The organism is Nocardia thraciensis, from assembly GCF_054782435.1.
Genome location: NZ_BAAGSM010000010.1, coordinates 99,467 through 114,850, shown reverse-complemented (window position 1 = coordinate 114,850; position 15,384 = coordinate 99,467). Strand labels below are relative to the sequence as shown.

Sequence of the window (15,384 nt, the reverse complement as noted above, 5' to 3'; positions counted from 1 at the left end):
ATGCGGTCATCCCCGATCACCAGCCGGAATCGGTGATTCCTGGCTCTCGGGGATCGCGCTTCTCGACGACCTCGACATTGTCGAAGGTCATCGGGCGCCCGGTATCGTCGGCGGATCCGAAGATCTCCTGGGCGCCGGGTTTGGTCACGGGGGCGCGCTCCGGGGGCGGTACCTGTTCGCGCAGGTCCGGCATGCCCGGGACCATATCGGACAACTTCGGCAGCCGCGCGCGCTGTTCGTCCAGCGGCGACATCAATTCACGCGCTTTGCGGTTGACGTCCGCGGACGCCTCCTGCACGGCCTCGATCACCGCGCGCGCCAGCTCCGGATACTCGAGATCCTCCACGTCGCGCCCGAATTTCAGATCGACCAGCACACTGTCGGCATTCACCACGGCGGAGACCCGGCCGCGCCGCACCGACGCCTTACCCACCAGCGCCGTCCGCTCACGCTGCAATCGGGCAATGGTCTCCAGGGTGTCCTGGATATCGTCCATCAGGTCCGGGAATTCCTCCGGGCCGAATCGCCCCGACATGGCCCGCTACCCGTTCGACCGGAAACGGCGGCGGTTGTCTTCCTCGAGCTCCTGCCGCACCTTCTCGCCGGTCTTGCGCTGTCCGTCGGCCAGGTTCCCGACGTTCTTGACAATGCCCTTCTCGCCGGTGAGACCCTTTCCCACGTTCTCCTGGGTCTTGATATATCCGTTGCCGTTCTCGCCCTTGCTGAACTGCTCGCCGGTCCGGCACGTACCCCACGGGCTGCCGAGGGCGTCGGCCCCGGACTCCAATGTCGACCAGACCTCGCCGATCCGGTCGGCGACATGCTGCGTCTTACTGGCGGCCTTCCCGAAGGACTCCGGGTCCAAATGCCAACGCTGGGTCCCCATCACGCACCCTTTCTGTCCGGACACCGTTCATGTCCTTATCGAGAGTCGGCCGAATAACGGTAACATTGCTGAACCAAACCGACCACTCGGTGTCAATCGGCAAACCCCTGCCCTGTAACCGATTCTGACATCCCAACGGGGGCTTATAAATCGGTTACGAGCAGCGAAATCTCGAGGGCATGTCAAAGATCCGGCGCTCGGCCCCGTCGCGGCAAAGAGCAGCTCGTGAGCCCTGTGGTTTGCAAGGATCGGCGCGTAAGGCTCGCGGTGGTCGAAGACGATGAGGGTGTCGGGGGACGCGGTCAGCAGGCAGCAGCTGATGGATCGCATAGGGGGCGACGCGTTCCTGGCCGTCTCTTGCGCTCAGCTCCCCGCGTCGCCTGTCGACTTGCGGCGGTGTTCGTCGAACATGGCCTCCATCCGGGCGCGGCGGGCGGCGTGGTTCGAACCGTCCAGTTGTCCGGCGAAGGCGCGGTGGGCGGCGGCCACGAGCGCATCGGGGACGTCCGGGTAGGCCCGCGCGATATCCCACAGGGCCGCCTCGGTCTCCATGTCCAGGCCGGTGTCCGACGACAGTCCGCCGCCACCGCACGCCGAGGTGAGTTCCTCCTCGAAGTTGCGGCGCAGCTCGGCCTGCGTGGGGGGATTCAGGCGCACGATGCCTCCTCGAGGTTTCCGGCGGAACCTCCGGTCGCCGATGCAACGGTTTTCGGACCAGCTTCGTCAGGCCAGGCCAACGCTCGGTGACCGGGCGGGAACGCGTCGGTGACATCCACTGCTATGGGTCAGCCGCGCCGGTCGAACTGTTCCAGTTTGCGGGCCAGGGCGGCCTGGCGGGCCGCCGCGTGCGAGCCGTCCAGCTGGCTCGCGAAGGTGCGGCGGGCCGCCTGGATCAGCTCGTCGGGGACGTTGGGGTGGGCGTCGGCGACGGCCCACAGGGCCTCCTCGGTCTCGGTGTCGAGGCCGGTCTCGGAGGTCAGGCCGCCGCCCGTGGAGACCGATTCCAGCTCCCGTTCGAAGTTGCGTCGCAGTTCGTCGTCGGACGGACGTTCCTCGCGCACTGTTCCTCCTCTGCGCCGCTCCGATATTTCCGGTGCCTCATCGGGCGAAGATACGCTCGCGCCGGGCCGGGTCCGCGCAGACGTCGCGGATCAGCAGTCCCACGTCGTGCTCCGCGGAAAAGGCGCGGTATCGCAACTCACACTCGACCGTCCCCGCGACGGTGACCGCGAACCTGATTCGGTTCTCTGCCAACGGTTCCCAGGTAACCGACACCATTCCGGACGCCAGGTCGACGGACCGGTCGCCCACCCGCAGCGCCAGCCCGCCCGCGCCGCGGTAGAACACCACCGACACCCCGCCGAGTTCGCCGTACACGCCGCCCGGCGCCTGCATGGCCAGCGCGGCGGGCCGCAGCGCTCCGGTAGCGGGGTGGAACTGCGCCAACTCGCCGAAACCGCCGTAGGCCTGCACCAGAATGTCCGCACCGGCGGACTTGGACGCGCTGGTGAACATCCGCCTGCGCTTGCCGTTGTCCGCGGGCGGCGCGGGCATCCCGGGCGGGCCCGGTGGCGGCATCATCGGCGCGGCCGAATCCTGTTGCGGCCCAGGCGGGGTCACCGGAACACCCGGCGAATTCGAGGGCACCGGAACATCCGGCGGCCCGGGCGGGTTCGGATACCCCGGCGGCAGCACACCAGGCGGTCCCGGCGGCGCGGGCATATCCGGCGGTTGCGGCGGCAAAGGTGTACCCGGCTGCGGCAGCGGCAGCGGGGGCTCCGACGGCAGCGGAACACCCGGGGGCCACGGCGTACCCGGCGGCAGCGGAACACCCGGGGGCACCGGCGGATTCGGATACCCGGGCGGCGGCGTACCTGGCGCCCACGGCGGCTCCGGAATACCCGGCGGCACAGGCGGACGCGGCGGCTCAGGAGCTAGCGGCGGGTAAGGCGGCTCCGGAGGACGCGGAGGACGCGGAGACTCCGGCGGGTACGGCGGCTGCGGAGGCAACGGCGGGTACGGCGGACGCGGGGGTTCCGGCGGACGCGGCGGCTCTGGCGGGTACGGCGGCTCTGGAGGCGACGGCGGACGCGGCGGCTCCGGAAGACGCGGCGGCTCCGGAAGACGCGGCGGTTCCGGAGGACGCGGCAGCTGTGGCGGGTCCGGCGGACGCGGCGGCTGCGGCGGCTGCGGCGGCTCGGGCGGGTATGGCGGGTACGATGGCTCCGGAGGCGACGGCGGACGCGGCGGCTGCGGCGGCTGCGGCGGCTGCGGCGGACACGGAGGCTCCGGCGGACACGGAGGCTGCGGCGGGTACGGCGGTTGCGGAGGCTCCGGCGGACGCGGCGGCTGTGGCGGACGCGGCGGTTCCGGCGGGCGCGGGGGTTGCGGAGGCTCAGGCTGGCGCGAAGGCTCGGGGGGCTCCGGGGGTTGGGGCGAGAGCCAGGGGCCCGGGTCTATCGGCTTGTTCGGCTTTACGTCCGGGAGGTCGAACTCGGGCTCGTGTGGCGGATGCGGGATGTGGGAGCGCAGGACCGGGCCGCGGCGTGGGCCCCGCCCTTCGGGCCCGCCGCCACCGCGGCCATTGCCGCCGTCTCCGGGAGGTGGTCCGCCGGAACCGGTTCCATCGTCGCCCGCGGGCGTCCCCGAGTCCCCACCTCCATCGGGAGTGCGCGCACCAGCGTCATCACCCACAGTCCCGCGCGACGGGCCACCATCGGCCCCGTCACCCGAACGGGCACCCGCATCGCCACCCCGACCGTCAGCCCTCCCCGACTCACCTCCTTCATCAACAGCCCTCCCCGACTCGCCACCTTGTTCGGCAGACCTCCCCGACTCGCCACCTTGTTCGACAGACCTCCCCGACTCGCCACCTTGTTCGACAGACCTCCCCGACTCACCACCTTGTTCGACAGACCTCCCCGACTCACCACCCTGTTCGACAGACCTCCCCGACTCACCACCCTGTTCGGCAAACCTCCCCGACTCACCACCCTGTTCGGCAAACCTCCCCGACTCACCACCCTGTTCGGCAAACCTCACCGACTCACCACCCTGTTCGGCAAACCTCACCGACTCACCACCTTGTTCGGCGGACTTCTTCGGCTCTCCAACTTCGTCAGGCGAATTCGGGTTCGGGGCTTCGGGGAGCGCGGCGTCGGAATCGTCTGGTGCACCGGGCTCGAGTGCGGCGAATCGGGCGCGCATTTGCGCCCGTGCTTCTTTCAGTTCACGCATCAAACGCTGGTGTTCGCGCTCCACCTCGTCCGCGTGCTGCCGCAGCGCGGCATCCAATTCCTCCAGTTCGCGCGCTACGACGCCCTGTGGGGACTCCGACTCCGGTTGCTGCCCAATCTGTTTCGAATCCGGCTCGCCGTCCTGCCGCGCGGGCGGTCCATCCGGCGAGCGCGGGCGGGAGTCGCCACCCGGTTCGGCATCCGCCGCGGGCGCCGCCCGATCGAGATCGTCCGCCTCGAGCTCGGCGAACGCTGCCTCCAACTCCTCCTGAACCTCCGCCAGACGCCGCATCGCCTTCCGATGCTCGCGTTCCGCCTCGACGGCATTGCGCCGCATCGCCTCGTCCAGCAGCCGGCGCTCCCGCTCGGCCGCGGCCCGGAACGGATCCGGCTCCGGTTGCCGCGCAGCAGGTTCCGGCTCACGGTCGGAACGCGAGCCTCCCTCCGGCGGCGCATGGGATTCCGGCGCCCCAGCAGGCTCGCCCGCGGAAGGCCCGGAATCCGATGCCGCACCACCGGAATCGCCCGCACCGTCGGCCAGCGATACATCGAGCCCCGCCCGCGACTCCGCCTGGATCTCGGCCAGGCGCTGCATAGCCTTCTGATGCTCACCGGAAGGTTCCGGCGGGGCCGAGCCCGGCGGTGCGCCCGAATCATCGGGCCGGGACGGGCGGGGGCCGGGGAGCCCGGCGGGACCGGAACCGTTGCCGCCGTTCTCCATTCGAGAGGTTTGCGACGGTGGCGCGTAAGGAATGTCGGCACGCCAGTCGGTGAGCGGCGGCCGGTTGGCGTCCCAGTGCAGCCCCTCCTTCGCGGCAACATACGCGTTCGCCTCGTGCCAGGTGGCGCCCTCGTTCGTCGCCAGGAACCGCGCCTCGGCCAGCGCATCGCGCAGCAGCAGGATGTCCTGGTCCAGCGGATCACCGGACACCAGCCGGTTCCACGCCTCGGCGACATCGGCCACGCAATCGAGCGGGCGGCGGGTGAGCAGGTGCGTATCGGGATCGAGCACCAGCAGCGGATCGCGCATCAGGTGGTTCTTGATCTGCACCAGCTGCTCACGGGTCAGATCCGGAATATCGGCGTCCATGTGCGGAGTGAGCACCGCGGCCAGGGCGTCGGCGTCCGCACCGTCGAGCAGCAGCGTGCGAATGTCGTCGATGGTGTCGCGCACGCTGTCCGCGTCGGCGCCCCGGAACTTGCTCGCGAGTTCGTCTGCCACGCGGTTGATCTCGTCGTCCGAACGCAACAGCTGCGCGTCGACGTCGCCGCGCGGATCGATCCCGCGGTCCGCCTCGACCAGCTGCCGACGGACCGCGTCGACGACGTCGCGCGCGGCCCGCGCACACTGATCTCGCCGTAGCGGCGCCAGTTCCCGGAGGATCCGATCCACGTCGGTGTCGGCCGAATCGTCGCGGTACCGGCGGTATTCGGCGTCCGCCCACCGCTGCACCTTCGCCCACTCCTGCTCGCGCGCGAGCTGCTGGCGCACGAATCCGGGATCGATCTCGCCGCGATCGTCGGCCAGTGTGCCCCAGTCGATCTCGCGCACCAGGGGCTGCGCCTCGGAGGGCTTCTTCTTGAACCAGTAGTGGCCCTTGAACCCCGGTCTGATCCGCCCCGGATGATCCGGGTCGTTGTACCAGGTGAAGCCGCTCAACTTCGCCGTCTCCAGGATGATCCGCATGGTGTTGTAGACGACCCCGGCGAACGGCACGTCGTAGGCCTGCACCCCGGGCGGGACCATCGGCTCCCCACCCGGAATCGCCGGAAACAGATCCTTCGGAATCGCGCCGGGCTGGTGATCCACGAGCGCGCCCTCGACCGCCGCCTGGGTCGGGTCGACCGCCCAGCCGCTGACTCCTTCCGGCAGGTCGCGCGGCTTGAACGCCTTCGGCACCGCTGCCGAGGACCCGCTCATGACCCGGTCCGGCTTGGCCGGATCCACCGAATGCCACTGCCCGGCCTCCTCGCGCCACATGGTGACGTCGATCCGGCGGCCGCCCTGCCAACCGGTACTGAATCGCCGCACGTCCGGCGGCGGCAGCTCGGTCACGGTCGGCTTGCCGTTGCGGTCGACGGTGACCCGGTGGAACTCCACGGTGGTCTCCGGCCGCACCATCGCCTGCGCCACCGCACCGCTGCGGTCGAGCGCGCGGGCCAGCTCGGCGTCGAAACGCGCGCGCGGCGAATCCCCCAGTGCGGCACGCGGTCCCAGCACGATGATGCGCGGGCGCTCCCCGTCGACGAGGCCGACGGTGCCGGTGATCATGCGCCCGCCCGCATCCTCGACCAGCCGCCGCCAGACGCCCGCTGTCCGGGCCATCTCGTCCTGGATTCGGCCGATCTCGTTGTGCGCGGCGTTCACGTCGCGCGCGGCATCGCGCAGCGCATCGATCTCGGCCGCGCGCTCCGGCTGCTCGGCTGCCACGCGGCGCAGCGTCGCGTCGAGTTCCCCCGCGGTCAGCGCCTGCTCGTCGAGCACCCCGTTCTCGTCCACCAGGCCCAGCCGCGCGGCCAAGTCGTCGCGCATGCCGCGCCGCGGTTTGATCCGCAGCAGCTCCTCGGCCCGGTCCCGGGCCAGCTGCTCCAGCCGGTCCGCCACTTCCTGCGACGGCGGCCGGTTCACCGCGCCGCTGCGCTCCAGCTCCTGAATCTGGCGATCGAGGTGGCGCACCTGATCGTCGAGCTGGAAGACGTGCTGGGCCGCGTCCACCATCTTGGCGAGTGCTTCGCGGCGGTAGGCCACGTCCAGCGGCTCGGCCCGGCGATCGAGGTGCCCCTCGGCGTCCTCGCCCAGCGGGTCGACGTCGACGTGGCGGACGACGGCGTCGCCGTAGCGGAGCAGCACCTCGCGCGCCAACCGGCCGCGGTCACCGAGCGCGTCGAGAATCCGCTGCGAGTCCGCCAGCCGACCGACCCGGTCTTCCAGCTTGACGCGCCAGAATTCCGACTCGCGCACCAGGTTTCGGCGCTCCTGCATGAGCCGGTCGTATTCGTTGTTCGCCCATTGCGCGGCCGGGTCGCCGTCGTCCGGCTGGTCGTCGTCGAAGTGGCCGCGCGCGTCGTCCGCCCGGTCCGGGCCGTCGGGGCGCGTGCCGGATCCCACCTCCGGGGCGATCGGCCGCGCCGACCGGGCGGCGGATTCCAGCATGTCGTAGAGCGCCCGGGTCGGTTCGCTCACCGCGTTCCGGCCGCGCAGCATCACGTCGGCGAAGGCCTCCGCCAGCGCCTCGCCCGGATTCAGGTTCGTCTTGGCCGAATCGTGGAAGCTGTAGCCGCTGAGCTGCTGCATCCACCGCTCGAACTGGGCCATGTCCCCGTCCGGATGCGCCCGCATGTACGCCCGGACCATGTCGATGGGCGTGCCCCCGTCCAGGCGCATCCGGGTGAGCGGGGAACCGGCATTGTCGAGAACGTGGCCCATTTCGTGCAGGACGATGCCCCGCACCGGGCGGTCGTGGAAGCTCTGATGGAAGCGGCCGTCGCCGATATTGAGGTCGACCGAGCTGTTGAAGTAGGCCAGATTCGTGGCCACGGTGCGGTTGACGACGAGTTCGGAGTACTGCCCGTTGCGGTCGCCCGGCCGCGGATGCGCCACCGTCTTGGCGAACCTTCCGTCCGCGAGCGTTTCCACCCGAACTGCCCGCAGATCTATTTGCGGGTACTCGGATCTGGGGTACTTGGTGAGTACTTCCTCGACCGCCCTGGCGATCTCGCGCACCACGTCCGGGTCGGCATCGGCGAGATCGATATCCTGGATGCCGAATTCGTCGCGGAGCCGATCGGCCACCTGATCGGGGTCCAGCGGTGTCCAGCTGTCTTGGAGGTCCGGACGCCGGGGGTCGGCGGAGTCACCGGGCCCCAGTTCACCTTGCGCCGCATCCGTGTCGGATACCTCCGGAAGCCGTTGCGCCGCACCGCCGCCGCCAGGCATGTCCGGAGGTGGCGCCGCTCCCATCGGTGCCGGATCGGGCGGCTCGTCGCCGCGATCACGACCCTCCGGCCCGTCGGATTCGCCGGACAGCTCGCGCCGCACTAGCGCCAGATGTTCTTGCACGCGCCGGAATTCGGCGTCGATCTCCTCCTGCTGCCGCCGGAACTCCGCCTCGATCTCCGCTCGCCGCCGCCGAAACTCCGAATCCGCCTCGTCCCGCCGACGACGCGCCTCCGATTCGGCATCATCCCGCCGACGACGCGACTCGGACTCGACATGATCCAGCCGACGACGCGACTCGGACCCGACATCATCCCGCCGACGACGCGACTCGGACCCGACATCATCCCGCCGACGACGCGACTCGGATTCGACCTCATCCCTCCGACGACGGGCCTCGGATTCGGTATCGTCTTGCCGACGACGCGACTCCTCAGCGGTATCTTCCTGCCGACGACGCGACTCCTGGTCGGCTCCGTCCTGTTGGCGTCGGGATTCGGCCTCGGCGTCTGTCTGTCGCTGCCGGGGCGGCGGGTCGGCCGGATCGCCCGCAGGCTGACGCCCCTTGGGCGATTCGGCGGATGCATTGTCCCCGAACAGATTTCGGCGGAATTCGTCGAGGTCGGCCATCAGGCGCTGGAACTCGTCCGCTGCCACACCGGCGTTGCGCAGGTAGGCCTGGTTCAGCTCGGCCAGCTCCCGCTGCAGCGCGCCCTCCACGTGCGACGATGGTTGCGCCGCATCGGGCTCCGGCGCGGTGCCGTCGCGGAGTTCCATCCGCAACTGCTCGATGCGATCCATCAGATTCCGATGCTGGCGCTGCTCCTCCTCCGCATTGCGCCGCATCACCTCGTCCAGCTTGTCCAGCTCACGCTGCGCCGCCGTCTCTGGTCGCGAGGGCTCGGCGTCCGGCTCTCGCTGTGGCATCGCGGATTCGTCAGCGGCGCGGCCCGCATCGGCGGCAGGCCCCCCTTCCCCGGCCAGCTCCTGCCGCAACTGCTGCACCCGCTCCATCAATTCCCGATGCTGACGCTCCGCCTCCTCCGCATTGCGTGCGAACAACTCGTCCAGCTTGTCCAGCTCACGCTGCGCGGCAGCTTCGGGCCGAGACACCTGATCGCGCGATTCACCCTGCGGCTCATCACCTTTCGACTCGAACGCAGCACCACTCGGCAAAGCCGCACCACTCGGCGAAGCGGCACCGTCCGGTGGCGGCCCACCCGGCTGAGCCGGACCATCCGGGGGCGGTCCGCCCGGTGCGTTCGCCCCGCCCAGTGGCGAGGGGCCGGGCGGCGGGGTGGGCGCGGCGGGACCTTCGTCGGGGTCGACGCTCGGGTCCGCCGCATCCAGGCCCCGCACCTCCCGCAGTTGGGCGGCCAGGGTTGCGAGGGTGTTGATCTGCTGCTGCCGGTGCCGCACCTCATCGCGCAGATCCCCGACCTCGGCGCCCAGATCCTGTGGCCCCTCGTGGTTTTCGATATTGCCGTCCTGATAGGCCGTGTAGACCTCGAGGAAGCTCGGATCGTCCGGATGCGGCACGCCGACACCGACCACCCGCGACCAGTCACCGCCCGGCTCGGGACGCGGGCCCGTGTGGTCGTCGAGCATGCCGCCGTCCGCCTCCGCGCGCGCGACCGCCTCCGCGACGGCCTGGCCGAAGGTGGCCGGCTCACCGGTCGCACAGGCGTCGGCGACGATATCCCGCAACTCCGGCAGCGCGTCGGTGTCGTGCACCGCCGCCTCGGGATCGGCGACCCGCGGATCGGCGGCGTGGTCGCCGCGCGCGACCTCCGAGTACGGGTCGATCTCGATCAGGGCGCGCGCGAACTCCTCCATCGCGTCGCGCGCCTGGGATCGCCTGCCCTGTTTCGCCAACCGTGCCAGCGCTTTTCGCAGCTCGGCCGGATCGATCGACGTCGAATCGGAGTTTTTGTGCTTGCGGCGGGCGCCCGTTTCGGGGTCGTTCCTGTACTCGTCCGGGTACAGCGACGATTCCGGGATTCCGAGGTCCTCGGCAAGCCGGGCGCGCGCCGCGGTGAAGGCGTGGACATCGACGGCGCGCAGCCGGGCGGCGTACCCGCACAGCGCCTGCATCTGCTGCCCGCGCAGGAGAAATCCGTTGCCCGGGTCGGTGATTCGGTCCGCCAGGCTCGCCGGGGTCAGCGCCGCTTCCGACAGCCCGAGCGTCTGCGCCAGTTGTGCTCGCCCCGCCGGGTCATCGGCCCTGGGGCCGCCGTCCTGCAGCCCGTAGTAGGTCCCGATATCGCGCATCGTCCTGGCGAAGTCGGACAGCGCCTCGAGCTGTCCGGCGCGCAGGGCGTTGCCCAGCTTCATATCGGCGATGATCTGTTCGCCACCGGGCTGCAGCAGCCGAACCACGTCCGCGGGGCCCAACCCGAGATCCCGCGCCACATCGACCAGATCGCGCAGCAGTTCCTCCCGCGACCGCGGCGACGCGAGATCCGGTGTGCCATCAGTGGGTTCGGTGATCGACACCGGATCGACGGTGTGCGGCACCGCACGCCACTCACCGTCGCCATCCCGAACCAGTGTCGCGACCACCTCCCGGCCGTCGACGGTCTCGCGATGGTGATACACCTCCGGCGTCTCGACCGGATCGAGGCGGATCTCACCGTCGGCCTCGGTGCGCGTCTGCCGATAGTCGAGCATCACCTCGCCGTCATTCAGTTGCCTTGCGAGAACCGGGTTTTCGGCAAGCAGATCCGCGAGCACGTCGTTGCGCTCGCGCTCGCCGTCGACGATGACCAGCCGATTCGGCTCGCCGTCGACCGGCACCCGCACCGCCTGATCGTTGAGCGGAGCGGGCGACAGATCCGCCTCGGCGACCGCGGCCAGCTCGGCGAGACGCGCCATACGGGCGTTGTTCTCGTCCCGCAGGCGGTCCAGCGTCGCGTCCAGGTTCGCCGAATCAACCTCGTCGAATCCGAGCCCGAACATCTGTGTCCACGTGGACAATTCGTCCCGCAACTGATCGCGACGCAGCGCGTTGGAATAGTACGGTGGCAGGCCGCCGTCGCGATCCGATTCGGGATTGGGCGAGACGTGGTGCCACTCACTGATCGTGTCTTCGCCGGTGAGGACGCCCGGCGTAGTCCGCAGACCGGTATCCCCGCCGAAGGCGCCGATCACCTCGGTGAGGAAGTCACCCATCGGGTTCTCGCTGTAGAAGTCGCGCTCGCCACGCGGGACGGGCGCGGACTCGTCGCCGTTTCCGTAGGGGCGAGCCATCTCCTCGTTGTAGCGACGGGCCGCCTCGCCGAGCCCCTCGATCGCGCCGGTCGTGCGCAGGCAGCGGTACTGCTGTTCGTCCAGCATCTGCCGGATGGTGGCCGGATGCTCGTCCGGCAGTGGGAAACCGAGCCGGGCGGCCATTTCCGACAGCGTCTCGTCCTCGGGCGGCGGGGCCTCGGGCGGCGGTTGTTTCGGAATCGCGTCGGCCGGGTCGAGTACCGGTTCGTGCTCGAGCGCACGCGCCTGTTCGTCGGTGATCAGATTCCGGTTCGTGAGGTCGTCGAGAATCTGCTGCCGCAGATCCGGATCGGACGCCAGGTCCCGTAATTCCAGCAGGCGCTGCCTGCCATCCTCCGGGGCCAGGGTTCCGTCCTCGAGTCTCGCGACGAGATCGGCGTGGGTATCGGCGAGGTCTCCGAACTCCAACGCCATGGCGATGTCGTTGTGCGCCAGGCCGTTGTCGGCCAAGTCGTTGACGATCCGCTCGCGCAGCTCGGTATCGGCGACCGACCCGTACAGCTCCCGCAGCGCCACCCGGGCCTGCCGCGGCGAGACCAGGTCGAAGTGCGCCAGGTCCCCGATGGTCCGGCGGTGCAGGTCCGAATCCGTCGGCAGGCCCGTCTCCGGATCCCGCGTCGCCTTCAGCAGATCAAGCAGGTCCTCGAAGCCGTCGCGCGGCGAAATCAGGCCCTGCTCCAGGCTTCTCACGACACCGGTGCGGGCCGTTTCCGGCTCGACGTCGGTGATCCAGGGCTTGTATTCGCGGCCGTCGGCGGCGCGCAGCGGCACGTGCTCGCCGACCTGCAGGACGATCTTGGATGTCAACCGCCGCAACAGCGGAACATGCTCGAGGTTCGCGATCATCAGCTGGATGATCTGGCCGATCCGGGCCAGCGGATCCTCCGGCGTCCCACCCGAATCCGGCGGGGCCTTGAACTGCGGCAGGTCCGACGGCGGGGGCTGCGCCGGCGGCGCGGGCGGCGGGTCGGCCAGATCGGGAATGCGCGTGGCGCCGTCGATGGCCGCCGACTGTCCGCGCGAATCGAGCCGAGATCCGGAGGGGTGCTTGGCGATCGGGTTGTGGCCGTGCTCGTTGAACCTCTTCCGCAGCCGGTCCAGCGCGCGCCGCAGCGCCGACTTCTTGCGTGGCGGCTGGGAGCCCTCGGGGCGGGCCGGGGCATCGGAGTCACGGTGCCCGGTGCCGGTCTCGCCGTCACGCGCCGGTCTCCAGCCGCCTCGGCCGTCGGGAACGCAGCGCACGGTCACCTGCTCGCCGTCGATCTCCACGACGATGTCGCGCGAGCGCTCCGGGGTTTCGATCGAGGTCGGCTCGATCGCTTCGGAATCCTGCTGCTTGCCAGGATCTTCCGCGGCCGCCGGATCCTCCGAATTCGCCGATTTATCGGGACCGGAACCGTCCCCGGACTCCGGCCGCTGCGGGCTCGAACCGTCGCCCGGATCATCCGGCGATCCAGCGGGCTTCTTGGGCCGGCCGGGCGGCGGTTCCTTGCCCCCACCTCCGGCGGCGAGGGCCGGACGCGGTGCGGGAGCCGGTTCGGCGCCGACTGCCACCGGCACGACGAAAGGCGCGGAACCGTCGGATTCCCCGAGCTTTTCGGCCGATCCGTCCTGGCCGCGCGGCGTGCGAGGCGCCTCCTTCCCGCTCGATGCCGCCTGTACGCCCGAATTACTGTCCTGCGGTGGCGAACTCGTCGCGTCCGCGCGGCTCTTCGGTGCGCCGGAGCCGTTTCCGTCGCCCGCGCGCAGCTGCTCCGCGCCGGACCGTGCCTCACCGCCGCGGCTCTCCGGTGCTCCCGTGCGCGGCTGGACGGGCGACGAACCCTTCGGTTGGTCCCCACCGTCCCCGACACCACGCGCCTCACCCACCCGGCTGCCCTCCGGGGTAGCGAGAGACGAACCGCCACTGGGGTTTTCGCCGCCACTCACGACCGGGGACGCACCGGTTCCGGCCGTACCCGCCGCTGGACCACCCGAGTTCGAACCACCCACCACCGGGCCACCCACAATCGGAACAGCACCGTTCCCGACCGGATCGGAAGCCTGCCGAACCCCACCTGCCTCGGCATCCCCCCTCGGCGCACCATTGGCGCCCTGCCCGACCCCGCCTTCCTCAGCATCACCCTTCGGCAACACACCCTCAACACCCGGCTCGGCACCCTGCCTAACCCCACCTACCTCAGCACCGCCCTTCGGCAACACACCCTCAACACCCGGCTCGGAAGCCTGCCCGCTATCACCGGCTTCGGTATCTCCCTTCGGCGTGGAGCCCTCGGCGGCCGGGCCTGCCCCGGGCTCGTCGGCGGTCTTACCGTCCGGCTGTGGCACACCGGCTCGCGCGTCCTGCCCGCCGGGCTGGCCGGAATCACCTTGTCCGGCAGTGTTGTCGGCGTTCGCCGGGCCTCGGTCGCCTGCAACCGGCGCGGCCAGCGGGCTCGAACCGGTCTGTGGTGGCGCGCCACCGGCCTGACCGTCGTCGCCCGCCTGCTGGGGCGCGCCTCCCTGCTCGGCACGTCCCGCGCCGGGGGCGGTGCCGGTCGTCTGGTTGTCTCCCGAATTTTGTTGCTCCGCAACAGGTTCGGATTCAGCAGCGGGATCCTCGCCGCGCTGTGCGCCGTCCCCGGGCGGCTCGCCTGTGGCCGCCGCGGGCTGTACTTGGCCGTCGTCCGATCCCTCGGTCGGCGGGGCAGCCACTGGTTCCGGAGCGACTGCGGGTTCCGGCGTCTCCTCGGGTGTCGAGGCGCGGCCCTCGGGTTCCGATGCGCCGTCCGGCATTCCCGCGCCCTCGGGACCGCCGCCCTCGGGCACGCCTTCGTCCGGATTCGAACCGCTTCCCTGGGGCGCGCCCTGCACGTTCGAAGGGTCGCTACCGTTCTGACCACCCTCCGGCGCACCCTGCACATTCGACGGATCGCTACCGTTCTGACCACCTGGCGCCGCACCGGCACGCGCCGGATCGCGAGGCGCACTGCCGTCGCCCCCCGGGTCCCCGCCCGGCTGGTTCATCTGGTTGAACACATCGTCCATCCGCGACCCGAAGCTGGGACGATTGGCCAGATCCGGGTTGTGGCTGTTCCAAAAGTGGTTCGCCCCAGCCTTGTTCGCGCCGCTGAGCGCGCCGTTGGAGGCTCCCGCGGTGAACATGAGCGGATCGATGCCCGCGGCTTTCGCATTCGCCCAGGCCTTGTCGAAACCGTATTTATAAGTGTCGATGGCCATTTGAGTGCCGGTCGCCGCCAGATACCCCGCCCCCGCCCCGGCCAGACCGGCGGTGGTCCCGGTGATCGCGCCGTTCAGGAGCTTACTGCCCAGCGAGTCACCGAGCTTGTTCCCCAGCGACTTACCGATCTTGTCGCCGAGCGGTCCGGCGGCGGCGCCACCGGCCGCCGAACTGATCGCGGTGACCGCCACCTGCTCCAGATTGATGTTCTTCCGATGGCCGGCGTTGACCTGATACGCCTGGATCCCGACCTCTTGCAAGGTGCCCAGCGCGGTATCGATGGCCACGTGCCTGGCCACGAACTTCAGCGTCGACGACGAGACCAGCCGCCGAACGATCTGCTGCACGGCCCTTCTGGCCCCCGCGCTGAGCAGGCGCAGGCCGACCCGAGTACCCGCGATGGCCGCCGCCTCCACCGCCGGCGCCGTCGGCGGGAAGATCCACGCCGCCGCGATCTCCGCGGCCAGCAGCCCCAGCGACGTGATGAACATCAGCTGGGTGTATTCGATTTCGGTGCCGACGCCGTCGGCCGTCTCGGCCATCGCGTCGAAGTGCTTGGCCAGCTGCTCCAGCGACGCCTCGCCGTGCAGCAGCTGATCGAAGGCCTTGGTGATCTTCTCGGTGCCGTCGCCCTGCGGATAGGCCGCCAGCGAGGCCGCCTTGGCGTCCCGGATGTCGTCCAGGAGGTCGCGCAGGTCACCTGCCGCGGTGCGCCACGGCTTGCCGACGCCGTCCCACATCCGATCCGGGTCGCCGTCGGGCCATTCGGAACCGGCCACCCATTCCAGCCAGGTCAGCCAGCCGGGCAGCTCAGCCATCCCCGCCTACTTCGCGA

Annotated in this window: 5 protein-coding genes; all 5 read right to left on the bottom strand. The window is 70.3% G+C overall.

The window, feature by feature from the left end; all coding sequences use genetic code 11:
- Positions 1 to 16: 16 nt before the first annotated feature.
- The 5 genes from ACYVLQ_RS03775 to ACYVLQ_RS03755 all read right to left on the bottom strand — a co-directional run bounded on the left by ACYVLQ_RS03775 (position 17) and on the right by ACYVLQ_RS03755 (position 15,367).
- Complete coding sequence (locus ACYVLQ_RS03775; RefSeq protein WP_460695949.1) at positions 17 to 535, bottom strand: YbaB/EbfC family nucleoid-associated protein; 519 nt, start codon at positions 533 to 535, stop codon at positions 17 to 19.
- A gap of 6 nt (positions 536 to 541) precedes the next feature.
- Positions 542 to 886 carry a hypothetical protein gene (locus ACYVLQ_RS03770; RefSeq protein ID WP_460695948.1) on the bottom strand — a complete coding sequence of 115 codons (345 nt, stop codon included), beginning with the start codon at positions 884 to 886 and terminating at the stop codon, positions 542 to 544.
- A gap of 363 nt (positions 887 to 1,249) precedes the next feature.
- Positions 1,250 to 1,543 carry a hypothetical protein gene (locus tag ACYVLQ_RS03765; protein WP_460695947.1) on the bottom strand — a complete coding sequence of 98 codons (294 nt, stop codon included), beginning with the start codon at positions 1,541 to 1,543 and terminating at the stop codon, positions 1,250 to 1,252.
- Positions 1,544 to 1,671: 128 nt separating this feature from the next.
- Positions 1,672 to 1,947, bottom strand: a complete 276-nt coding sequence (locus ACYVLQ_RS03760) for a hypothetical protein (protein ID WP_460695946.1) — start codon at positions 1,945 to 1,947, stop codon at positions 1,672 to 1,674.
- Positions 1,948 to 1,984: 37 nt separating this feature from the next.
- Positions 1,985 to 15,367, bottom strand: coding sequence for a WXG100-like domain-containing protein (locus tag ACYVLQ_RS03755; RefSeq protein WP_460695945.1), 13,383 nt, complete (start codon positions 15,365 to 15,367; stop codon positions 1,985 to 1,987).
- Positions 15,368 to 15,384: the final 17 nt, after the last annotated feature.